General features: G+C 54.5%; 23 protein-coding genes. 1 reads left to right on the top strand and 22 read right to left on the bottom strand.

The window, feature by feature from the left end; genetic code table 11:
* Nucleotides 1–24: 24 nt before the first annotated feature.
* The 19 genes from VCU37_RS08695 to VCU37_RS08605 form a co-directional block, all read right to left on the bottom strand.
* Nucleotides 25–1,527 (bottom strand): cell wall-binding repeat-containing protein, encoded by a 1,503-nt coding sequence (locus VCU37_RS08695; RefSeq protein WP_336250256.1) that lies wholly within the window; start codon nucleotides 1,525–1,527, stop codon nucleotides 25–27.
* 7 nt (nucleotides 1,528–1,534) lie between these two features.
* Entirely contained in the window at nucleotides 1,535–2,809 is a 1,275-nt protein-coding gene (locus VCU37_RS08690) for a flagellar hook protein FlgE (RefSeq protein WP_336250255.1), read from the bottom strand.
* Nucleotides 2,810–2,848: 39 nt separating this feature from the next.
* Nucleotides 2,849–3,598, bottom strand: coding sequence for a flagellar hook assembly protein FlgD (locus tag VCU37_RS08685; RefSeq protein WP_336250254.1), 750 nt, complete (start codon nucleotides 3,596–3,598; stop codon nucleotides 2,849–2,851).
* Nucleotides 3,599–3,608: 10 nt separating this feature from the next.
* Nucleotides 3,609–5,297 carry a flagellar hook-length control protein FliK gene (locus VCU37_RS08680; RefSeq protein ID WP_336250253.1) on the bottom strand — a complete coding sequence of 563 codons (1,689 nt, stop codon included), beginning with the start codon at nucleotides 5,295–5,297 and terminating at the stop codon, nucleotides 3,609–3,611.
* A gap of 80 nt (nucleotides 5,298–5,377) precedes the next feature.
* Nucleotides 5,378–6,895, bottom strand: coding sequence for a transglycosylase SLT domain-containing protein (locus VCU37_RS08675; protein ID WP_336250252.1), 1,518 nt, complete (start codon nucleotides 6,893–6,895; stop codon nucleotides 5,378–5,380).
* A 135-nt stretch (nucleotides 6,896–7,030) separates the two neighbouring features.
* A complete protein-coding gene (locus tag VCU37_RS08670) occupies nucleotides 7,031–7,507 on the bottom strand; it encodes a hypothetical protein (RefSeq protein WP_336250251.1) in 477 nt (158 codons plus the stop codon).
* Nucleotides 7,508–7,663: 156 nt separating this feature from the next.
* Nucleotides 7,664–8,143 (bottom strand): TrmO family methyltransferase domain-containing protein, encoded by a 480-nt coding sequence (locus tag VCU37_RS08665; protein ID WP_336250250.1) that lies wholly within the window; start codon nucleotides 8,141–8,143, stop codon nucleotides 7,664–7,666.
* 233 nt (nucleotides 8,144–8,376) lie between these two features.
* Complete coding sequence (locus tag VCU37_RS08660) at nucleotides 8,377–9,747, bottom strand: FliI/YscN family ATPase (protein ID WP_336250271.1); 1,371 nt, start codon at nucleotides 9,745–9,747, stop codon at nucleotides 8,377–8,379.
* A gap of 9 nt (nucleotides 9,748–9,756) precedes the next feature.
* A complete protein-coding gene (locus VCU37_RS08655; protein ID WP_336250249.1) occupies nucleotides 9,757–10,386 on the bottom strand; it encodes a FliH/SctL family protein in 630 nt (209 codons plus the stop codon).
* A 102-nt stretch (nucleotides 10,387–10,488) separates the two neighbouring features.
* Nucleotides 10,489–11,508 (bottom strand): flagellar motor switch protein FliG, encoded by a 1,020-nt coding sequence (gene fliG / locus VCU37_RS08650; RefSeq protein ID WP_336250248.1) that lies wholly within the window; start codon nucleotides 11,506–11,508, stop codon nucleotides 10,489–10,491.
* A 125-nt stretch (nucleotides 11,509–11,633) separates the two neighbouring features.
* A complete protein-coding gene (gene fliF / locus VCU37_RS08645; protein WP_336250247.1) occupies nucleotides 11,634–13,217 on the bottom strand; it encodes a flagellar basal-body MS-ring/collar protein FliF in 1,584 nt (527 codons plus the stop codon).
* Nucleotides 13,217–13,609, bottom strand: a complete 393-nt coding sequence (gene fliE, locus VCU37_RS08640) for a flagellar hook-basal body complex protein FliE (RefSeq protein WP_336250246.1) — start codon at nucleotides 13,607–13,609, stop codon at nucleotides 13,217–13,219. Before fliE ends, fliF begins: the two co-directional genes overlap by 1 nt.
* 70 nt (nucleotides 13,610–13,679) lie before the next feature.
* Nucleotides 13,680–14,084 (bottom strand): flagellar basal body rod protein FlgC, encoded by a 405-nt coding sequence (locus VCU37_RS08635; RefSeq protein ID WP_336250245.1) that lies wholly within the window; start codon nucleotides 14,082–14,084, stop codon nucleotides 13,680–13,682.
* A 5-nt stretch (nucleotides 14,085–14,089) separates the two neighbouring features.
* Nucleotides 14,090–14,521, bottom strand: coding sequence for a flagellar basal body rod protein FlgB (gene flgB / locus VCU37_RS08630; RefSeq protein ID WP_336250244.1), 432 nt, complete (start codon nucleotides 14,519–14,521; stop codon nucleotides 14,090–14,092).
* Nucleotides 14,522–14,752: 231 nt separating this feature from the next.
* Nucleotides 14,753–15,172 carry a flagellar assembly protein FliW gene (locus VCU37_RS08625; protein ID WP_336250243.1) on the bottom strand — a complete coding sequence of 140 codons (420 nt, stop codon included), beginning with the start codon at nucleotides 15,170–15,172 and terminating at the stop codon, nucleotides 14,753–14,755.
* Nucleotides 15,173–15,208: 36 nt separating this feature from the next.
* Complete coding sequence (locus VCU37_RS08620) at nucleotides 15,209–16,114, bottom strand: flagellin N-terminal helical domain-containing protein (protein WP_336250242.1); 906 nt, start codon at nucleotides 16,112–16,114, stop codon at nucleotides 15,209–15,211.
* Nucleotides 16,114–17,655 carry a flagellar hook-associated protein FlgK gene (gene flgK / locus VCU37_RS08615; RefSeq protein WP_336250241.1) on the bottom strand — a complete coding sequence of 514 codons (1,542 nt, stop codon included), beginning with the start codon at nucleotides 17,653–17,655 and terminating at the stop codon, nucleotides 16,114–16,116. The genes VCU37_RS08620 and flgK overlap by 1 nt, the downstream gene beginning before the upstream one ends.
* A gap of 69 nt (nucleotides 17,656–17,724) precedes the next feature.
* Entirely contained in the window at nucleotides 17,725–18,207 is a 483-nt protein-coding gene (locus tag VCU37_RS08610) for a flagellar protein FlgN (RefSeq protein ID WP_336250240.1), read from the bottom strand.
* A gap of 96 nt (nucleotides 18,208–18,303) precedes the next feature.
* Nucleotides 18,304–19,155 carry a response regulator transcription factor gene (locus VCU37_RS08605; RefSeq protein WP_336250239.1) on the bottom strand — a complete coding sequence of 284 codons (852 nt, stop codon included), beginning with the start codon at nucleotides 19,153–19,155 and terminating at the stop codon, nucleotides 18,304–18,306.
* Nucleotides 19,156–19,313: 158 nt separating this feature from the next.
* Here VCU37_RS08605 and VCU37_RS08600 point away from each other — a divergent pair, with 158 nt between their 5' ends.
* Nucleotides 19,314–19,724, top strand: a complete 411-nt coding sequence (locus tag VCU37_RS08600) for a flagellar protein FlaG (RefSeq protein WP_336250238.1) — start codon at nucleotides 19,314–19,316, stop codon at nucleotides 19,722–19,724.
* Nucleotides 19,725–19,759: 35 nt separating this feature from the next.
* Here VCU37_RS08600 and VCU37_RS08595 read toward each other — a convergent pair whose 3' ends face one another.
* The 3 genes from VCU37_RS08595 to VCU37_RS08585 form a co-directional block, all read right to left on the bottom strand.
* A complete protein-coding gene (locus VCU37_RS08595; protein WP_336250237.1) occupies nucleotides 19,760–20,086 on the bottom strand; it encodes a hypothetical protein in 327 nt (108 codons plus the stop codon).
* Nucleotides 20,086–20,508: a flagellar export chaperone FliS gene (gene fliS / locus VCU37_RS08590; protein ID WP_336250236.1), complete on the bottom strand. Its 423-nt coding sequence runs from the start codon at nucleotides 20,506–20,508 to the stop codon at nucleotides 20,086–20,088. Before fliS ends, VCU37_RS08595 begins: the two co-directional genes overlap by 1 nt.
* Before the next feature lie 368 nt (nucleotides 20,509–20,876).
* Nucleotides 20,877–22,190 carry a flagellin N-terminal helical domain-containing protein gene (locus VCU37_RS08585; RefSeq protein WP_336250235.1) on the bottom strand — a complete coding sequence of 438 codons (1,314 nt, stop codon included), beginning with the start codon at nucleotides 22,188–22,190 and terminating at the stop codon, nucleotides 20,877–20,879.
* Nucleotides 22,191–22,235 lie beyond the last annotated feature (45 nt).

Here is a 22,235-nt window from a genome sequence, read left to right as displayed (position 1 = left end):
CCGATACGCTCAACAGTGTGAGGGTTACTTGCGTCCAGCGTCGTTGAGAATCTGGTTACTCATGGCGACTGGACCGCCATAACCACGTACTTCAGTCACCTGTGTTTGTGTGCTCAACCAGTCTTTTATCTCGGGAGGCAACACGTCAGGATAGGTCAGCAACAGGGGACCATGGGCGGCTGCAATATTTGGTGCACCCGCTAATCCGTCAGGGAACCGTGTGCCGTTTGCGATACCGACTGTGGTGGGGTTTGTGTATTCCTTTTGTGCAACTAACAAACTGGTTGCCATCGGGTTCCCTGCGTCATACACGGTGTGTGCTCGGGTGCCAAGGGCTTCACGTGCTTTGGCACCAATCGCAATGACCTTGATCCCGGGGTGGCTGGCCAGCCACTGTGCATTGGCGGGGTGGAGGTCACTCCCATTGGTCAACAACTGTACGCCACCTAGGTGAGAAGCCAGCGAACCTGCAATCAATGCGTCAGCAAACTCACGGCCATCCGCAACAACAACCGTTGAGGGCTGTTGTTTTGCCACATTGGCAATGGCAGTGGCCGTTTCCACACGGCTTGGCCCGGCCAGACGAACTGCGTTATACCCCATCGACCGGACTTGTTGTTCAACCTGAGGATTGAGGGCGTTGGGGCCTCCAGCGAGATACACCGTGCCACCTGGGCCTAATACCCGACGCATCTCTTGGGCAACTTCACCGTAGAGCTGGTCATTGACGGTGAGCAATACAGGACCGTTCACGGCACGGGCAAGTGACGATGCGGCAAGGGCATCAGGGAAGTCACCCTGGCGAGCCAATACGATAGCCCCAGCGGTGTTCCCACCAAAATGGTTTTGGCTGATAGCCATGGCGGTGTGTACACGGCTCGGTCCAGATAGACGACGTACTCGATGACCAATGATGTCGGGCACTACTCGGAAGGGGCCAACCATGCCTCGCTTATTGGGCACATCGTTGATCTGGCCAAGTTGTGTGCCGTCGGGCAAAAATGACGGGTTACGGATAAGAAAGACTGCTGCCTTAATGTTGTCTGGTTTACCAATGCACTCAGTTGGTATTTCAACGATGTACTGAACACCGGTAAAGGAAGTTTTTGCGTCACACATTTTGTCCGAGTTGTCGGTTCGTGCGACCGTGCTTTCAACGCGTCCACCAGGTAAGCGGACCCAGTTCACGCTGAACTCAGGTTGGTTATCTTGGTTCGTGTCGATAACCGCACCGAGGGCAAGCTTTTCGTTTTCCCAAACAGGGCTGGTTTTGGGGTCGTGCATGGCCATGGCACGAGCTGAAATCTGCACCCGTTGATCGCTGTGATCAACACACACGCCCAGCAAGTCTGCCTCTGGCGCATTCACGATCTGCTTGGTTGCCAAATCGTCTACATCGCCAGCTGGACTGGAGTAGCAGGCAGATTCGGCGACGGCGAGGGATGGAGAGACTGTCGCATCGGCAGCGAAAACGGCACCCGTGAGTGCCGCAGTCGCTGCGACGCTGAGAACTAAACGACGCAACATAGGATTCCTAACGCTTCATATTGACGAGATCTTGGAGGATCTCGTCGCTAGCAGTGATGATGCGGCTGTTGGCTTGGAACCCACGCTGAGCCGAAATCATATTCGTGAACTCTTGGCTGAGGTCCACGTTGGACATTTCAACGCTGCCACCCTTGATGGTGCCGGCGTTACCTTCACCGGGTACCACAATCTGTGGTTCACCAGAGTTACCGGTGGGGGCAAAGGAGGTTTCGCCGATGCGTTCCAACCCGTCGGGGTTCTGGAATGTCGCCAGGGCAACCTTACCCATGACTCGGCGGGTGCCGTTGGAGAACACACCGTTAATGTCACCATTTGCGGCCACATTGAATGAGCGCAACATGCCCATCGTGTAGCCATTCTGGGAACGAACATTGGTCGCGCTCTCACCGGCATACTGCACGATCGTGTCGACATCCTCGTTGCTTTCCTTGAGGATAATGTCGATAGGTGCGGTAAAGGTACCGCCAAGGCCACCAAGAGCGGCTTGTGGAATCGTGAGCTTTTGCTCACCATTAGGCAACCGGCCATTGGTAAAGGTAAACGTGGCAGCGGCACCAACATTGGCCCCAGCCGTTGTTTTGGCCTGCAACGTCCATTGGTTAGCCGCAGCGGCCTTCTTCCATTCAAGCTGAAGTTCTAAACGGCCACCGGACTGGTCATAGACGTAGGTCGATGTGGTTTGGACATCATCCTGTTTGGCGGTGGCATCTAGGTTGCCCGCAATTTTGACGCGTGTGGTGGCATTCGGTGGCTGAATCTGGCCCAGTGGAATCTGAACCGTTTCTGGCGGCCGGTTGGGGTTAACTTCAAAGCCGCCTGGAGCCGCAGGGTTTGGCGTGGCTTGCCACCCTTGTAACATCGCACCTGTGGGGGTTACAAAGCGACCGTTGGCGTCCAGACTCAATGAACCAGCACGGGTGTAGAAGTTCCCGCCACCTTCAACCTTCTTGGTAATAAAAAACCCGTCACCTTGGATCATCATGTCCGTAGTACGACCCGTGTCCTGGGCGCTGCCTTGGGTGAAATTCTTTTGCACACCGGCAATCGTTGTTCCTAACCCAACCTGGTAGGGGTTTGTTCCCCCATACACCTCTGTTGGACGGCCAGCACCGTTCATCGTCTGACTCAATAAGTCTTGAAAAACAACCTGGCCACTCTTGTACCCGGCAGTATTAACGTTTGCGATGTTATTGCCAACTGTGTCGAGATAAACCTGGTGGCTACGCAAACCGGAGACACCGCTGTACATAGAACGAAGCATGAATAATCCTTTTTCCTATACGGGAAGGGGCACAACTCGTTACGGGCGTTCTGGCCGTGTCACAGCCGGTGTACCCGTAGCTGCTGGTGGAGAAGTACCAGCATTAGTTGGGGGTTGTTGTGAAGAAGTATCGGAAGTGTTACCTAAAACCTGAGCGCGTTCGTCACCCTGTTCACCTGAAGGGGAGGCGCCTGGTGTGCTGGGTTGGCCGGCAGGAGGCTGGGTACCAGGGGGAACCGTCGCACCTGGGTTGGGTGTTGAAGGCGCAGGGTCGGCATGTTCTGGCTTGGGTACTGCACCAATGCTCTGAATCTGGTCCATCGTTAGTTTGTGATCCTGGCTGGTTGTAATGACAGGATCTTTCCCAAATACCACGCCGGTTACCCATGCCGTGACCGGGTTCCCATCCGGGCCGGTATAAGTCACTTGATGTCCAAGCATGCCGGTGGCGTTCGCCATTTGGCTTTGCTTGAGGGCTGCTTGGAAGTTGGTGGCAAGGTTGTTCATTTGCTCAGCCATATTCATTTGGCTGGCCTGTTGCACCATTGCGTTCGTATCGGTGGGTTCGAGGGGATTCTGATATTTCAGTTGTGCAATCATGAGCTGCATAAACATGTCTTTATCGAATCCACCACTGGCACCATTACGTGTTGAATCGTTTGCATTCGTCAACACGCCGCCCGTTGATATGGCTTGGGCACGGTTTTGTTCTGCTTGTGTGATCGCATTCGAATTGGCCATCAAATCGGCAGCCGAAATGGGACCAGGGACGGGAGAAAGAGAAGGCATGATCTTGTCCTTACGCCAGAGTGTTCACACCGGTACTGGTGATGTAATCGGCCAAGGTGGTTGGCAACGTGAGGTCTTCTTCATCAACAACCTCAACGGTCCCTCCGCCATAGTTGATAGCGGTCTGATTGGGTGTGTCTTGGCGGTCACCTTGGCTGACGTCAAGTTGTCCCCCTTCAAGACCGGCATCAGTCAGGGCTTGGCGTAAATCATTGAGGCCAGCATCAAGGAGGGCACGGGTTGCGGGATCTACCGCATTAGCGGTCATATTGACCGTAACGCCTGCAACATGTACCTGGAGCCGTACCTGTCCAAGTTCCTTTGGATTGAGCGTAATCTCAGTTAGATACGACCCATCGCCGCGACGGCGCAATGCCCCCAGCGCTGAAGCGATCTGCTGGGTAGGTGTGGGAAGGGGTATCGGCGATGGGCCTGGTTGCGGTGGCGCACTCGTAGGAGCAGAGGAGCTGGCGCTCACCTGACTAGGTGCCTGCGCCTGTCCGAGCATTGGTGTACTCGGCTGCTCTACTCGCGGTGCTTGTGCTGATTGGCCGGGGGGTAATGATTCACCGTGCTCGGAAGATGCACCATCAGCGGTGGTACCGTCATTCGGAGTTTCAGTAGACACTTGACTAGGTACGTCTGCCGGTGATACATCACGCTGTGACTCTCCAGCGGTTGGTGGCGGCGTGGGTGTCTCGTGGCCGGGTACACCATCCGAGGGGCTCTCTGGCGTGGTGCCAGATGGCGATACTAGGTCGTCGGCTCCCTCAAGCATGGCGTGCTCATCAGGCTGTGCGTGCCCCGTGACAGCTACCGTGCCAGGTGTGACAGCTCCTTGCGCGAGAGCGTCGATGTGGTTATCCACGGTACCTGTTGTGGGTATTGGCGTATTGGATTGACTGCCTGACGGTGTGGCCGAAGCCGTTTGCCCGTCACCAGCACCAATGGGAGAAGGCAATGGTGTGCTGACTGACCCCTCGCCACCTTCACTGGCAGGCAGAGGTGATGAATGTTCACCTATCTGAATCTGCTCAGAACCTTGAGTGGGAGTTGGAATATCTTGGATATTCGTGGAAAATACGTCTGTTTGATGGGTTGTGATAGGTATATCCGAAGCGGTCTCGGTGAGTGCGAACTCACCTAAGTCTTGAGCGATACGATCCACACTCGAACTGTCATTATTCGCGTCTGTAGATGGTTGTTGGGCATCAGTGGCGGACGTTAGCGGTACGGTACCCTGAGCAAGCAACTGTTTAAGGGAACGCACCGAACGATCATCTTGTTCGTCATCAGCAGAGGTATCGACTTGCTTAGCCTTCTCGTCTGGTGCCCTATCGTGTGTCGTTGATGTGGATGAGGAACGGGAAGGAGCTGGATGATAGGTACCATCATCACCCACAGCATCACCATGTTGGCTATGCACCGGACGGTCCTGCCCACGTACGGACGGCGTTGACGGTGTTGTGGACGATGAACGCCGGCTGAGGCCAGGTGTGTTCATCCCGCCACGGTTGGAACGGGTATGGTTCTCGGTTTGGGAGGGGCGCGACTGTCTGGTATGGCCATGCATCAGTTGAAGTGCTGATCCAAAATGATCAGCAAACTGATTGGCCGTATTCGGTGCGCTCGTTCGTGTTCTATTCCCGTTGACTTGGGGAGAGAATGACGCAGGATTCAACATGGCAGGATCAATCATGGGGAGCCTTAATTGGCGAAGAGAAGGGGGAAGGATGGTGCGGAAACCCAACGATTTCCACAACAACGGGAAGGAATGGGTTAGCTGATGCCGTGCATATACTCGCGGACCTTACGCACGTAGTTTTTTGTTTCTGTGTAATTGGGTACACCCCCGGCACGCCGAACGGCACCAGGACCGGCATTAAATGCCGCGAGGCCCACGCTCACATTGGGCTGCATTGCAAAATACTTAGCAATGTAATGGGAGGCTCCGTCGATATTGAACACCGGATCAGTGCGTTTCTCGAGGGGAACCCCAACTTCACGGGCGGTGACTGGCATTAATTGCATCACCCCAACAGCACCCGCGCGGCTCGTCAGGTGTGGCCTGAAATTGCTTTCTGTTTTAGCAATAGCGGCCAACATACGCGGGCTAATGCCATACATGCGTCCCGCCTTATTGAAGAGCTCGGCGTACGGCACGTTGGAGACCGTGTCATAGGGGTTCAAGGCGGCTTTATATTCAGGGTCGTTGCTGCGGGCCGCTGCAGCTTGAGTGGCATTGAATACCTTGACTGAAGCAGGGGTTGCCCCCACTGCATTCGGGCCCACCGGCACATCAGACCGTTGGGTGTGATTCTGCATGATCGGGGCAGGGCCACTTTGGGTAATCACCATATTTCCCCGAACCTGCCCACTCGTTGAGGCGGTTACCGGTGTCCCTGGTACGACACCCCCAATAGGACGTGCAGCACCTCCCTGGCCTGCGGTAGGCATCGGTGAGGGGGGAGCCACCGGTGGCGTGGCGGTGTTGATGCTGACGTATGCTCCACGCTTTGCGCTTTGGGGCTGAATCTGTCCGATGGTCGCTCCATCGGGGATGACCCGGCGAATATCCGTCACCTTACGGGTGAGCTTGTGTCGGCGCACCTTGAGGCCGGTTCGTGGGGCTTCGATCCATTCCCCATTACCAGCGTAGATACCAATATGGTGGGCTGGATTCCCAAAGGTCAATAAGTCACCTGGCTTGGCCTCTGCCAATGAGTTCACACGAACCCCTATGTGCTGCTGGTCACGGGCTACTCGTGGCATCTTGATACCAAGGCGCTTAAACGCATCTTGTACCAGCCCCGAGCAGTCGTACCCGCCTTCAGCGTCACTTTCACCGCCCCACACATAGTCTTTGCCAAGGTGCAGGCTGGCCATCTTGACGATGGCTTCACCAGCAGGGGTGGTACCTGGGAGGCCAGCAACTTCAGGACGGAGAGGACCACTGCCTACCACCGGACTGACGGCACCTGGCGCACCAGGAAGTGTGCCGGGGATCGACCCTGCATTCAGCAAGGACTGCAAGGTCTCTAACCCTTTGGTGCCACCCGTTTGACCGTTCTGGTTTATCGGACCGGCCAAAAGCGCTGCAGCAATTTCTTCTGCGGTCGGTTGCCGTACCGAGTTGGCCTTGCCGTATTCGGCAACGCGCCGGTCAAGCGCACGACTAAATCGCCCACCATCACCTTGGGTGTTGCTGCCGGGGGTAAGTCCTTCAATCTGGGCAATGGTGCTCTCGATTTGACTAATGCGTGCGCTGATCTGGCCAATCGCCATCCGGGCGTTCACTCCCTCATCGTTCGGACCGTTGTACTGGCCTTAGTTATCGGCCTCTGGGTGAATAGTGTTAGGTCCTCGCTGCGCAAACTCTGCGCACGGTTCGCCATACCTCCGCGGGCCATCTCCTTGAGGGTTAATGCGGTATCAGGTCTGAGTTGAAGCGGCATTCTTGCGTCTGGCTTGGGCTAGAAGGATGCCTGCTCGGGTACCAACAAGGTCGTCATTGGTTTTTGCTTCTTCAAGCCGATTTTCTTCCTGCCACCGCTCGCGCGCAGCTACCCGAAGTTTCTCAATGGCATCAACTTGGCGCTGCCGTTCAATCAGTCGGTCATTCGCTGCTTGAGTTGCTTGTTGGCGCTGGGCCAAGGTTTGACTCGCCGCAGTTACGGCCATTGCTCGAGACTGTGCCCGCATCGTCATCCCGGTGAAAGCGTGGTTAGCAAAGGTTGCTCCTGGAACCACACCAATGGCTTCTGCCGTGGCTGCCTGGCGAAATTGGTCGAGCGATTGCTGGGCTTCAACTTCCGCACCCTGGGCCTGAGCCCATTCAGCTTTTGCTTGGTCACGGGCAATGGCGCGCACTCTCGCTACCCGTTCCATCCGAAAGTTGAATTTACGCATGGCCTACCTCATCGGCCAGAGCCCCTGGCCGCTTAATCATCTGGTCGTCGCAAATTCGATACCGAACTGGGCAGAACAGCGATCACCCGTTCATTACCGCTACGAAAAGAGCTATCACTACATAGCCTGTGATAGCTCCTTGGTTATCCGGTTGTGCTATGCCTTGCCGTCTTCTTTCGCCCAATCAAATACCGCCGATTCTTCACGGCTCTTGGGCCAGTGGGCTGCCCACTCAGGCAGGATTGGTGCTTCAACCCGATCTGAACCAGGGGAGTAGGGCTTAATATCTAATAACGGGGTGTCAGGGAGTGCATCGTGGCGGTCAATGACAACCAACCCCTGTTCAACATCAACTCGGTCGATTTTTGCGACGGTCAGTCCGATCGGGTTGGGGCGCCGTGGTGACCGGGTAGCAAACGTGCCGGCCTCACCGGGGCTTGATTGGTGCGGGCGTGTCTGACGCAAGATGGATCGCGTATCTGGGTTGTCGCTGCCGCTAAACCACCACACACTCACCACATGGCCCCACTCATCAAGTTTGTCTAATGCGGGACGGTATTCGGGCAGCACCTCAAGTACCTTGCTTCCGTCTCTTTCACGGACATAGCCAATGGGGTGAATCGAGAACGTTTCCATAGCACCTGCTTTCGTGTCGAGAGGACCCAAAGTGTAGGCACTGCTGCAACTTATTTGCGATTGAAGGTGCTGGGTGTGGGTACACCGGGTAGCCGGCTAGAGGAGGGTTCCGTGAGGTAAGCGGCTAGCAGCAAAAATTGGCGCTTTCTAGCCGCTAGCCGCTTACCTTATTCACCTATCTCGGCGGTGGTGCTCCCAGATAGGAACGCAACAGTGGTGGGGCTATATGGTGCCTACGCCATGCCTGCCGGTAAGGCGTTGGGTACAGCCTTGCCGAGGATCTGTGCGATGGCCTGCCAGGAATAATCAGCTAAGGTCAAGTCCTCGAGGTCTTGGCGCAAGAACAAGTTGATTTGATCGTTCAACTCAATCGCACGGTCCACCTCCGGGTTGGAACCAGGCACATAGGCGCCAATGTCAATCAAGTCGCGGGCATCACGGTAGGCGGCGAGGAGACGACGCAGTTCAGTTGCAAGGTCACGTTGTTCTTTTGTGGTTACGCGGTTCGCAACACGTGACGCCGACTCAAGGACATCAATCGTAGGAAAGTGCCCGGCTGTGGCCAATTTTCGACTCAGCACAATATGGCCATCGAGGATGGAGCGTGCCGTATCCCCAATCGGATCTTGAAGGTCGTCCCCTTCGACGAGTACCGTGTAAAGGCCAGTAATAGAACCGGTTTCCCCGGCACCGGCTCGTTCGAGCAGCTTGGGCATTTCCCCAAACACACTGGGGGGATAGCCACGGGTGGCCGGTGGCTCACCGGCACTTAGCCCGATCTCACGTTGGGCCATTGCAAAACGGGTGAGTGAGTCCATCATCAGGACGACGTCTTGACCCAAATCACGGAAATACTCAGCAATACGTGTTGCGGTGTACGCTGCACGCATTCGCACCAGGGCGGGTTGGTCGCTTGTGGCCACGACCACTATGGAACGGGCTAGGCCTTCTGGACCGAGGTCGTGTTCGATGAACTCACGAACCTCACGCCCACGTTCACCGATCAGTGCCAGCACGTTGACGTCAGCCTGGGCACCACGGGCAATCATGCTGAGCAGGCTTGATTTCCCTACGCCAGAACCAGCGAAAATACCCATGCGCTGGCCTTTTCCACAAGGTATGAGCGTGTCAATGGCACGCACCCCAAGCGGAAGATACTGGTCAACTTTTTGTCGGCGTAGCGGGTGGGGTGGGGTGCCCTCAACGGTGACTGCCCGACTATCCGACCCGCGCTTACCGAGGCGCGGGCCGTCATCAATGGGATTTCCAAGCCCATCGAGGATCCGTCCCAATAAGTCTGAGCCGACGCGCAAGGTTCGGGCGTGACCGGTGGCCAACACCCGGTCACCAACAGCAACACCGGTCATATCGCCAAGCGGCATCACAATGGCACCGGTTTCAGTGAGGGCAACGACTTCACAGGGGAGACGGCGGTCGCCGGTAAACACATCAATCGCTTCGCCGAGGGCAACTTGGAGGCCGTCAACTTCCATGTTGAGCCCAAGCACTCGACTTACCCGCCCACTTACTTCTGGTTTCACGGCCTTGGCAATGCGCGCCGCCATCAAGTCAAGTGGGCTTTCAAGGTCACTCGGTTGAATCATCATGGTGTATTAGCGAAGCTGTTGACGAGCACGTTCGAGGGCGGTGGCGATATTGCCATCAATGGTGGTTGCGTTTGAGCGAACGAGGGCAGAGCCGCTCTCAACGGCGGCATCGGGAAGCACCGTAAACTCACGACCAACGAAGAGGTTTTGAACATCGTCGAGGGTTTCAATATCGTCCGGAGAGAGATGAATCTGGAGTGGCCCGTCATCGGGAAGGTCACCCAAAATCCGTTTAATCGCGTCCAATCCAGGATTTGCTTGGAGGGCAACATCGCGTTGCAGAATCTGCTCGGCAATAAGCAGGCTCAGCATCGCAGTTTGGTCAGCAACATGATGGAGGGCGCTTTCTTCACGAGAACGCAGATCAGCGGCGGCAGCTTCAATCGCTTCAACGGCAGCTTGACACCGTTTGACCCATTCACGGTTTTGGGCAACAACCTCTTTGTATCCCTCATCACGGCCACGGTCGAATCCCACTTTGAACCCGCGTTCTTGCTCAGCTTTAATCCGAGCAGCCTCATCATTGGCGGCATTAATCGACGCAGGTAAGTACCCGGCAACATCATGTTCGATGACCTCTTGTTCAATAGAGGCCCCCCGCATGATGGCAACGCGACGCGGCTTACGATTTGGCATGGTTCCTTTGACGTTACTCGACCCAATCGGGTGCTTACTCAGGCAGGTGATTAATCGGCCACCAAGCCGAGGGGAGAAGGATCACGTGAAAAAAGCAGAAACCTATTCGACAAACTCATCATTCGAGCGGCTGAGTTGTACTTGACCTGCTTCTTCCAAGGTACGGATGATGCGCACGATAGAGCCTTGTGCCGTTTCAACATCCTTCAAACGAACCGGACCCATATATTGAATCTCATCGAGTAGGGTTTCTGCGGCACGTTCACTCATATTGCGGGTGATCTTGTCAAGGACAACCTGTGGCATCCCCTTCAACGCAGTAGCGAGATCCTTATTATCAACCTGACGCAAAATCAACTGGACGGCACGGTCATCAAGGGTAGTGATGTCCTCAAAGACGAACATGAGCTGGCGAATCTCGTCGGCCAAGTCCTCATCGGTATTTTCTAAGCCCTCCAAAATGAGGCGTTCAGTGGACCGGTCTGAACGGTTCAAAATATCCACAAGGCTCTGGATACCGCCGGTTTCTGAGAAATCATTGCTGATATTGACGGTGGAGAGTTTGCGTTTCAACACAGACTCCACACGTTCAATCACTTCGGGGCTAGTTCGGTCCATCTTGGCGAGACGAATCGCCACATCACGTTGCAGCCCTTCGTTAAATGAACTCAACACTAAAGCTGCCGCTTCTGGCATCATGTGGGCAAGGACAAGGGCAATCGTCTGCGGATGTTCGTCAGCAATAAAGCCTTGGACCTGGCGAGGATCTGCGTTGCGTAGAAACTCAAAGGGGGCTTCTACGAGTTGGGCACTGAGCAAGTCCATGATTTCAAATGCTTTGGCTGTCCCTAGGGATGCTTCGAGCATTTCACGCGCAAAGTCGGCGCCACCACGGGCCATATTGACTTTTGCGTGCATCGTTTCACGGAACTCGGTGAGGACTTGTTCTACCGTTTCGGCGGGTACGGTTTGCAAGCGTGCGATTTCACCAGCAATTTCAGCTACTTCGTCTTCTGGTAGCTGCTTGAGTACGGTGGCGGAGCGTTCTTTGCCAACGCTCATTAGCAAAATCGCAACTTTCTGAGGTCCGGTCAGTTTGGTTGCAAGTTCAGTGCTTGACATTGATGCTCACCTCCTTGGGCAACACATGGCGGGATTACGATGGGTGCACAATCGGCTGAAACACCCCGATTTGTAGCGGTTTCATCGAGAAAACGGCGTTAGATGAGGCGTATCAATCGTTGGGCTTAGCGTGCGGCCATCCAGCCGCGTACCACACCTACGGTGTCATCGAGTTGGCGGTCCATCAGGTCGTCCACTTCATCAATTACGGAAGGGCCAGGGTCGATTTCGTGCACAATCTCGGGTTCTTCATCCCAATCTTCAATGACATCTAATTCTGGAATGTCAATGGGTACCGGCTCTTCCTTTCGGCGTGCCTTTCGGGTAGTCAAGAACGCAAAGATCAAGACGGCCAGAATCAAGATACCCAGGACCACAGAACGAATAAGGCTCATCATGCGTTCTTGGTTTGTCGCAGCAAGGGCCTCTTCGGCGGCTTTGGCGGCTGCCTCTGCAGCGGACTTGTCAAAGGGTGCGGCATTCACAACCACAAGGTCTCCACGCTGGGCGTCAAACCCGATTGCGGCCTGAACAAGCGGAGTTAACTGGGCAGGAGTGGCTTGGGTTGCATCGGCATTAACGAGCACACCAACGGTGATCCGTTCCACTGAACCACCACCTTGGGTGGTTTCTTCGACTGTGCGATCAACCGCATAGGTCGTGTTCTGGTCATCACCCGTATAGGTTGTATTCGGATTCTGCACGCCGGCAATCGGTGCCCCATCAGGGCCAAGAATGCCCACGGGCGTACCCCCATCACCTTGATAAGTCTGTGCACTTTGGGTTGTTTGCAGCGCAATCCCTGTTTGGTTTGGACCAGCTTCTGGCTTCCCAAAGGTTTCACGGGTGATATTTGACGCATTCTTATTCACCGTCACGGTGACGGTCGCCTTCACATTTTCTGCACCAACAGAAGCCCCAAGCTGCTGTTCAATCTTTTTGGCCAGACGTTCTTCCAACGCTGCGGTGGCATCATCCACCGCACTGCCACCACCCACACCGTTTGCGGGGTCCGCGAGGGCAGCGCCGGTCTGGTCGGTGACGGTTACATCTTTGGGAGATAATCCGTCTACGGCCCCTGCAACCAGGTTCACCACACTTTGAACTTGGGTAGAGGATAACGCATTTTCGTCAGCCATATTTAACACAACAGCTGCCGTTGGTTTGACGTCGTCGTCATTAAACAGATCTTTTTTAGGGATAGAAAGGTGCACGGTTGCCCCGTTAACCCCATTCAACGATGAAATCGTTTTTGATAGCTCCCCTTCAACCGCACGACGGTAGTTGACTTGCTGGAGGAAATCGCTCGTTGTAATTGAGGTGTTATCAAGGAGCGAATACCCCGTTTTGTCGGTTTTGAGTGACCCATTGGCGGCCATCTCCATCCGCAACCGCGCCTGGTCATCTTCAGGGACTCGGATCGTTGTAGTGCCGTTATCACCTTCAGCGAGTTCGTACTCCACGCCCTGCTTCTTCAATGATTCAGTCATCGTGGCGGCTTCACCGGCGCTCAGGTTGGAATAGAGCAACGCCATTTCAGGTTTGGTGATTGTGGTAAACGCCCAATAGGCGGTCGCCAGTACCGCAATCATGGCGATAAAGGTCACAACCTTCTGGCCGCGAGTGAAATCACGAAAGGTGGTGTGGGCACGGTCACGAACTTTCGTGACCAGTTGCGTACTACTACTAGAGGTCTCTACGGCGCTCATCAGACCTGCATCCTCATGATCTCATTAAAGGATTCAAGGGCCCGATTCCGGAGATTGACGGCGAACTCGGTAGAAATCTGTGCTTGTGTTGACGCAACCATGTAATCATGAATATCGGTCAACGTACCTGTAGCGGCTTGTTCGGCCAAGGCGTCTGCGGTTGCGTGCGTTTCTGAGAGCTGGTTGATTGCACCGGTCAGTGCTGTCTGAAAACGGCTCGCAGCAGGAGCGTCCACGGCACCGGCAGCTGTTGGTTTGGCGAAGGCGTCGAAGCCTTGAATACCATGATTAAACCGGCCGATGGTGGGTTGAGACGCACCAGAAACCAAATTGGTAAGCGGGGTGACCCCAGGTGTGGTGGTCATACCAATATTGGGAATAGAGGATGGCATAGATGTCCTTTACGACTGGATAGCAACCGACGTAGTGCTGGCCTGGTGATTAGTAGCGCTGGCCGGGTGATTACTTGCGGCCAAGCTGCAAGGCACTCTGATAGGCCTCACGAGCGGTACGAACAACCTGCAGGTTTGCTTGGTATGAGCGTTGACTCATAATCAGGTTCGTCATTTCCGTACTCATGTCTACGTCTGGCATACGCACAAGACCGTTTGCGTCTGCAAGGGGGTGGTCAGGCCAACTTGCCAGACGTCCTTCTGCAGATCCGTAGCGGATTGCAGCTACACGTGCTCCTGAGCCAACTCCGTTGGTGCGACCTTCAATGGCTTGTGCAACGACGTAGCGTGCTTGAAAGGCCGGGTCGGCGGTTGAGCGAACCGTATTGACATTGGCGATGTTGTCGCTGGTTGCATCCATCCAGATGCGGGCCACGCGAACACCTGAGTGCGCGGTTTGGAGTGCACCGAACATGTTTACTACCCCGTGATCGATGTACGAAGGAGACGGAATTTGCCATCCATGGCTTGCAGAACGGTTTGGTAGGCCAATGTGGTTTGTTCTTGACCGATCACTTCATCGTCCAAGTTCACATTGGCACCGTTCATGCGAGTGCCTTGAGCACTATGGGTTGTTGCCGCTTTGACTCGTCCAACCGCAGCCTGAAACCCGGCACGCTGGTTGGGGCCTTGAACGCGATCAAGTGCGCTTGAATGAGTTGGCCCGGCGTAGGTGCGATTGCCGGCCTTATCAAAGCGGCGAATCGCGCCAGAGAGCGCTTCTTCAAATTGCACACGTCCAGCGACATAGCCGGGGGTATCCACGTTGGCGATGTTCTTGGCATACATCCGTTGGCGGGTCGCCAGACCACTAAGGGCACTGTGTAGTGCGTTCATTGTGATATCTGGCATGGGATGTCGCCCTCCTTCATCGTCTTCCGGGATTCCGGCTCGTTGAGTGGTATCGGCACCTCATCGAATTTCGTGAGTCAAAGGAGAATGAAATGCCTACGTACACTACGTAGGCATTTGGCTAGTTCTGGTAGGTATCACTACACCGCTCGGTTGTTGGCTGCGAGCAGATGCCTACCGTGGAACGAGAAGAGGCTGGACAAGATGTCCAGCCTGTTTGAATCACTGGAGTTAGCTAGCTTGAGGAATCAACGGCTCACGAGTTGAGTGATGCGTGTTGGTACGGATCATCTGCACGGCATGTTGATTATTGACGTTCACCACGATGGGGCCAAGGAGATTGGCGGTCGTTGTTTCGAGTGAGTCTCCGAGTGTCAAGATGGCAAAGAGGGCGACATCTTCAGGCGATTCGATACCTAATAATTCGATCGTTGTTTCATCGAGTTCAATTTCAGCGGTTGGCCAAAATACGCCAAGCTCGACCATCACAAAGGAGGGACCCTTACCGTCGATTGCACTCAGTGTTTTAAATGGGCTTTCTGGGTCGCCCCAATTGGCTATACCCCATCCTGATACGTCAGGGAAACCGGGCATAGCGGCAACGAAGCTGAGGGGGATAACCGTGCCGGGATCGGCCAGCGCAGAAAACATGTTGATGTCCTTAGGTACAAACTGCTTGGGTAGAACTTAGCGCAGGAAGTCCATTAATGATGGTTGGATCACCTTACTCGTTGCAGCTAAAGCGGCTTCGTAGGCAACTTTTTGTGTCATCACCTGTACGGTCGTCTCAGCTAGGTCAGTACTTTCAGCTTCTGACTTATGATTCTTTAGTGCAGCGGTCTGGTCCACAGCGCGGGCGCGCAAACCTTCTACGCGGTTCAAAATGGTGCCGGATTCGGCGATGGCGTCCAACATTCCCTCTCGGTGCTCACCGATTTTGGTGAGGGCTGAACGGACATCATCGATACGGCCTGCTTCAATATCGTCCGCAAGTTGGTCGAGCGTAGCAAAAAGGCTTTTATCTCCGCTTCCAAATGCGCGAGCGGTATTTGGAGCAATGTTGACAGAGGTATCTGGGCCGATCGTTCGAAAGACGGGTTCACTGTTGCCGTTGAAGGCATATTTGGGGTTCGTCCCAATCGCTTGGTCGGCATACACCCCATCGGTGATATCTGCAGTACCTGCAAAAATCTTGCGGCCGGCATATTCCGTTTCGGTGATTTCGAGGAATCCTTGACGCATCGAGCGAATTTCAACGGCAAGGGCACGACGACCGGTTTCGTCGTGGGTTGAGTTTGCGCCTCGAATGGCGAGTTGCTCAACCCGGTGCAGTCGGGTGACGGCATCTTGCATCGCTGAGTCGGCGACTCGCAGCCACGCTTGGGCGTTATCTGCGTTACGAATATAAGTTTCGGTGCGTGCCAGCGTTGACCGACTCTGCTGACCGGTTAAAAAGCGTTCGGGACTGTCAGATGGCTTGGTGACATCAAGGCCAGTACTCAACTTGTTATTCAAGTCCTGCATACGGTTCAACCCGTTTTGCAGGTTGTACATGGCGTTAGCGGTCATCGTGGTTTGGGTGATACGCATCATTACCTCCCGACGCGGCCGGTGCCGTTGATTAAGGTGTCGAGCATTGTGTCCAGCGTGTTCATGTAACGAGCCGCAGCCTGATACGCCTTGAGCTGCGCAGCCATATTAAGGGTTTCTTCATCGGCGTTTACCCCGCTCACGCTCAGACGCTCTTCATTTGCCCGTTTGGTTTGGGCTTTTTGCTGATCGAGACTTGTTTGAGCTGATCGACTCTTGACCCCAAGGTTGGTGAGTGTGTTGCGGTAGGTGGCATCGGCACCATCGCTCTTGCTCGCCAGCTCAGCAATCTTTACCGCAGCCTTATTCCCCAACGGGCCTTCGACGGTGGGTGCACCGCCACCAGCTGTGGGGGTGGCCCAACGGGTAGCTACTAACTTGGAATCAGTGCGCAGCACCGAGTTCACTTGAATTGAGCGTGAAATACCGTTGAAGTCGGCAATATCAGCATCACGGTTATCCGTGGTGTTCTTCAACTTGCCATTCTCGTAGGCCAGTTTTTTGCCAGGGTAGGCAAAGAACTCTCGGCTCTCGGTATCAGCAGCGTTATTTGCGGTGCCGCTGTAGGAACGGCCTTGGAGATGCAGTTCGTTGACCTGGGTGTACAAGGTGTAAGCAACCTTATCCAAACCGGCTTGCTGCTCAGGAATCTCATGGTTAATTGAGTCGTACAAGGCAGCGAGGCGACCATCTTTTAACTCAATAGGGCGTTGGTTGGCGACATCTGTGCCCACAAGGAGACGGGCGGTGAAATTCGCTGGGTTGGTCGCATCGTGAACTTTTTCTGCGCGTAACAGGGAATAGGTCCCGCCGCCACCAACGACACCTACCCCATTCAGGTGCACAAAGAGTTCATCTGTTTTGGAGAAACTCACCGTGACTTTGGCCAGGGAGCTCAGCTCACGTACCAAGGTGTCTCGCTTGTCGAGGAGTTCATTCGGTGGGAACTTCTTTTCTAAAGAGTTGGCACTAATCTCACGGTTTAAGTTCGCAATACCCTTGATGAGGGCATTTGCTTCTTCAGTGGCCCCTTCGAGGCGCTTGTAATGGTTCTCGCGCACGGCATCGAGGTTGTTCGCCGCGTAGTGAATAGACTCAGCAACAGCTTCACCACGACGAATCACCGCTGTTTTTGCGGCCTGATCCTGTGGTGTAGCGGCCAACGAATCCCAAGAATCCCAGAACGCCGATAGGGTTTGGGTCAGCCCGTGGTCACTCGGTTCGTTGTAGGTGCGTTCAACCCCCACAAGGAGATCGACGCGTTCTTTCTTGAATCCTTCAGATGACAGCTCAGCATTATGGCGACCGATGAGGAACTGGTCGGTGACACGAGAGAGCTGCGTGATCCCAATACCATCAAATGACGCTTGCTGTCCAGCGAATACACCCGATGACGACAAGAACTTCGAGTCGGTACGTACAACTTGTTGCGAATAATTGGGATCTTTCATATTGGCGATGTTCTGGCCTGAGACCTCTAGCGCCATACGGCTGGTCATCAACGCAGAGTGCGCAATATTGATCCCACCAAAGGTGGAAACCATCTGTATCTCCTCATCCATGAGTGTGTGTCCAATATGAATCGGCACACACACTGATGCCCTTAGCGTTCGTTACATTGATTCATCAAGGAGTCGTGCCGCATTTGATGCGCGCGTACTCACTTGCTGGCCGGCACGTGAATAGGTGTCGACCCGTTCGGTATTGCCGCCAAATGCACTGAGGGCATCTTGGGCAGCCTGATAGCCCTTGGCGAGGCTCTCTCGGTTGTGCTCAGCTAGGGCTACAATCTCACCTGTCGCTTTGAGGAACGCTTGGCGGTGCTCTTCAAAAATGGCATCCCAAGGTTCGGGAAGGACGGCTACAAGGGCACTCAGTGTCGGAGGTTCAGTAACGTTCAGTTCACGGCATAGTTTTTCAACTTCCATGGCCCGCACTAGGTCGGCTTGGCGAACCTCTTCCACAACCATTTCTATTTCTCGGGTGGAGTGGGTCAGCCAGCGGGTTTTACCTGCGGCCATAAGCGCCTGTTCACTTTCTAGTTTGAACTGCAACAACTCAAGCAACTGGCGTTGTCGCCAGAGGATATTGGACATGTCGGCGTAGCTCACGGGAACCTCGCTAGATAACAAAACAGATGCGTTCTTATCGACCCTTCACGAATTAACCTGAGTGGATGGGGGAGATGCGCCCTATTGTAAAAGACCCCGTTCAACGGCTACAAGCACCGCTTCTCGTCTACCTGGTACATCTAATTTGTTATAGATACTTGCGAGATGGGTTTTTACGGTGGCTTCGGACACGTGGAGGGCGTTCGCAATGGATCGGTTGGTGCCATAGGTCGCAAGCTGGGCGAGCACTTCCATCTCTTTTGGAGTTAAGGGATTTGGCATTTCTTGGATACCCAGTTCATCGGGTGTTGGGTTGAGCCCTGTTGATGCCAGCACCGCAAGTGGACGGCCTGACAGGACCCGATCACCGGCCAGTAACCGGGCGACTGCCGCTCGGAGATCTTCTGGTGTGGCGGTGCGTTCAATGATCCCTGGAATGCCGCGTGATAACAGCTTGCGCAGATGGGCGGGATCAAGCTGGGTGAGTATGGCCAAAATGGCTGCCGGTTGACCGTTTGGGCGACCGACTAACTGTTTAACGTATTCGGCAACCGTTGATGTGTCGGCCTCATACTGGCCGATGATGACTAAATCAAGGCGATCACGGATGAACTGGTCGATGTTGTTTAAATCATTATTGGCGTCAACCATGCGCAACCCCATAGGGCGCAAGATGGAGCTTAGCCCTTCAATAAAGAGTGGGGTGTCATCCAAAACCACGGCCACACCCAAGAACGAATTATCCGGTGCAAGTTGGGTGGCTCGGCGGTTCGCTCGACGGCGTTCTACCGCAACCGGGATATTGCGTTTACGGCGTTCTTCACGTCGGCGTTCTGGGCTGAGTGACTGCAATTCACGGGCAAGGTCATCATCAATGGGTGAGACAGGCGTGATTCTTGCACGCAACTCATCCGGATCAGGCAACGAAGGCATCGCATGGAGCTTAGCGCAAGCATCTTTCCATTTGGAACCGATTCTTGAGAACGTGCTGCCCCATTAGTGGACCGTTTCGGGTCGGATTTTGGGCCTTTAGCAAAGGCCTCATGGTGACGTTATCCAACGGTGTAAAGCGTTTAGCTCAAGGATGAGAAATGGAACCCTTAAACGGAGTTATCCCTTCTGCCTTTGCGAACGCCGTTCCGCAAAGCTTGCAGATACTGCCTGTTCCGGGGCAAGAAGAATCGACCACTGTTGACCTGAATGTAGATAAAGAACGAAAGAAATCGCAGTTCATAAGAAATGCGCAACCGCTATTAGATTCCGAGATACCACCAGAGTTGCGTGTTTCTATCCACAAGGAATTGCGCGAATTGATGGTACGTATCGTTGATCAGTATGGCGACACCTTGCGCGAGCTACCTCCTGAGAAGGTGCTCGACATGGTGGCCGACATCGTGGGCAATGCTCGCAAACGTGAAGAGGCCCACCGCGAAGCCATTAGTGAAGCCATCGATACGGCTATCCGGCGTGGAGAACATCACAAACGTGGAGCCAGATTTTAGAAACTGAGCTCCACAGGTTTTCAACTATCCGCGGGTCACGCCTGCTCGTCAAGCATCGAAGGACGGGCGGCGTGACGATAGGTTTGTGCCGCTGGACGATGTAACCCGTCAAGTTCTTGGCGGGTTGTGATCATCGCCTGACGCAGAGCCTCAAGGAGGTCGTTGTACTGTTCAGCCAGGCGGTAAGCTAGCGGCGCAAGCTCATGGGGGAGTGGTCCTAACCCAGCCGGTGGTTCCCAGGTTGGTGGCTCAGTGACCAGGCCGTTCGCTACCTGTTCAGCCACCGTATCGAGGTGGTGCTGAAAGTCGCTCAGGGTGTCAACCCAGGCATCCTTTCCGTCATTATTCGTGATGGATGCCATTAGCCTGCAACGCTGATTGAATCCATTGACGGTGAGTCGGGTCCTGATTCAGCAAGGGTAGTTGCGGCTTGACGCCAGGTTTCTGCCAATGGTTCAACGAGGCTACGCACCCCCATCACCTTGGCTTTGGACTTGTTGAGATTGGCGTCAATCAATTCACCATACATAAAGGTGTAGAGCCCCAGCAGTTGTTGGCCACCTTCGAACCCATCGGGGTTCAAACTGGAGATCAGTTCACCCACAATGTCTTGGGCCACAATCAGTTTTTCATGGGCCACGGTGCTGTTTTGGTCGTCAATGGCTGCTTCGGCTTGCACCAGATTGCGTACCAACGCATCAAAGAGCATGATGAGCAGTTTTTCAGGGGCCACTGTTTCAACAGCAGCAGAGGCATACGCATTTCTAGCAGAACGCAGAGTCATAACACTTCCTCTTGTGATTGGACCCCTATTTATCGGCCATTCCCATATGCCGGTTAGTAATCTGACCTAACTGGTTGTAATTCATTTGCGGTGATGTAACGCGGTATAAATGCGCCTCAATTCCACTCACACCTGGTGCCGTTACCCCTACTCGATAACCGATCAGAATCATGCTAAACACCCTTGATGTAAGCGCTAAGCGGCTGTATATATCCCAAAATTGCCTCCATACGCTTACCTCAGGTTGATACTGGCGGAAACTGATGTGTCGAGGGGCGAGGTCAACGGCCCTACACACAAACAACCACCCCCGAAGGGGTGGCTGTTCGGATACCAGAGAAAAGGAGGTTGGTACTGGTAAGGCGAAATTAGCGCAGGAGGCTGAGGACGCCTTGGGGTACCTGGTTGGCCTGGGAGAGCATGGCGGTTCCGGCTTGGTTGAGGATTTGAGCGCGGGTCATGCTCATCATTTCTTCGGCCATGTCGGTGTCGCGGATGCGGCTCTCGGAGGCGGTTAAGTTCTCGACGCTGACCTTGATGGAGTTCACGGTGTGGTCGAGACGGTTCTGGGTTGCGCCTAGTTTGCCGCGGACTTCGGAGACGCTGGAGATCAGCTTGTCGATATCGTCTACAGCAGCACGAGCCTTCTTGTTGTCAGAAACATCAAGAGCATCGGTGCCCAACTTGCTGTACACGCTCTTGAACAAGTCGATGTCACTGGTCACGATAGACAGGCTGTCCGTCTTGGCGTTATTGGCCCCAACCTGGAACTTAATGTCTTCGATCGGAGATTCAACCAGCGATTTCAACGCGACCTGGTCGCCGACCTTAGCTTCGGCAACGGTTTCTAAGTCAGAACGAGAGGCTGTATGTGTGACCTTCGCAGACGTACCATCATTCTTGGTAACCAAGTGCAGTTCGAAGGTTGCATTAGCAGCGGTACTAGCATCAGTGGCCTTTAAGTAAAAGTCGCCCTGTTTTAAGCCGGTACCATTTGCAGCTACCTTAAGGTCGCTCCGGCCGGTGAGCTTAGCAAAGTGTTCCTTGGCCAAAGCTTCGTTGTGGCCAGCATCATCTTTCATCTTGCCGCCAGAAGCAGCCTGATTGAAATCCGCAACTGCCGTCGCGGTTACAGCTTGGTTATTTGTCCCAAGGAGGAGCTGGGTATCGCCGGCACCCTTGGTACCTTTGAGCTCTTCAACCCGAGAAGCCAAGGCACCACTTGCAGCGGTGATGTTGTCTGCTTTGAGTGAGGCGCTCTTGCCTTGGTTCACGAAGAGTTTACGGCCATTGAATTCGGTACCGACGAGCACGTTCTTGACCTGCTCTTTAAGCTCGCCGATTTCGGCGGCGATGGCTTGGCGGCCTTTGGCGTCGTTGGTGTCGTTGGCAGACTGCACACTCAAGTCGCGCATGCGCTGGAGCATGGAGTGCACTTCGGTGAGTGCACCTTCACCAGTCTGGACGAGACTGACGGCGTCTTGGGCGTTGCGTTTTGCAACCTTGAGGCCACCAATCTGTGAGCGGAGGCTTTCGCTGATGACCAGGCCGGCGGCGTCGTCGGCGGCGCGGTTGATGCGGAAGCCTGAAGAGAGGCGTTCAAGGCTACGGCCCTGTGAGGCTTGGGTGCCTTGCAGGTTGTTGTAAGCGTTGATAGCCATTGGGTTGTTCTGAATACGCATTGTCCTGGATCCTTCCGTAGGTTCTAGTGTTGTAGGACGGCGGCC

The sequence above is a fragment of the Stomatohabitans albus genome (assembly GCF_036336025.1).
GTDB lineage: Bacteria > Actinomycetota > Nitriliruptoria > Euzebyales > Euzebyaceae > Stomatohabitans > Stomatohabitans albus.
The sequence above is the reverse complement of the archived record's forward strand: the minus strand, read 5'-3'. Positions and strand labels throughout refer to the sequence as shown.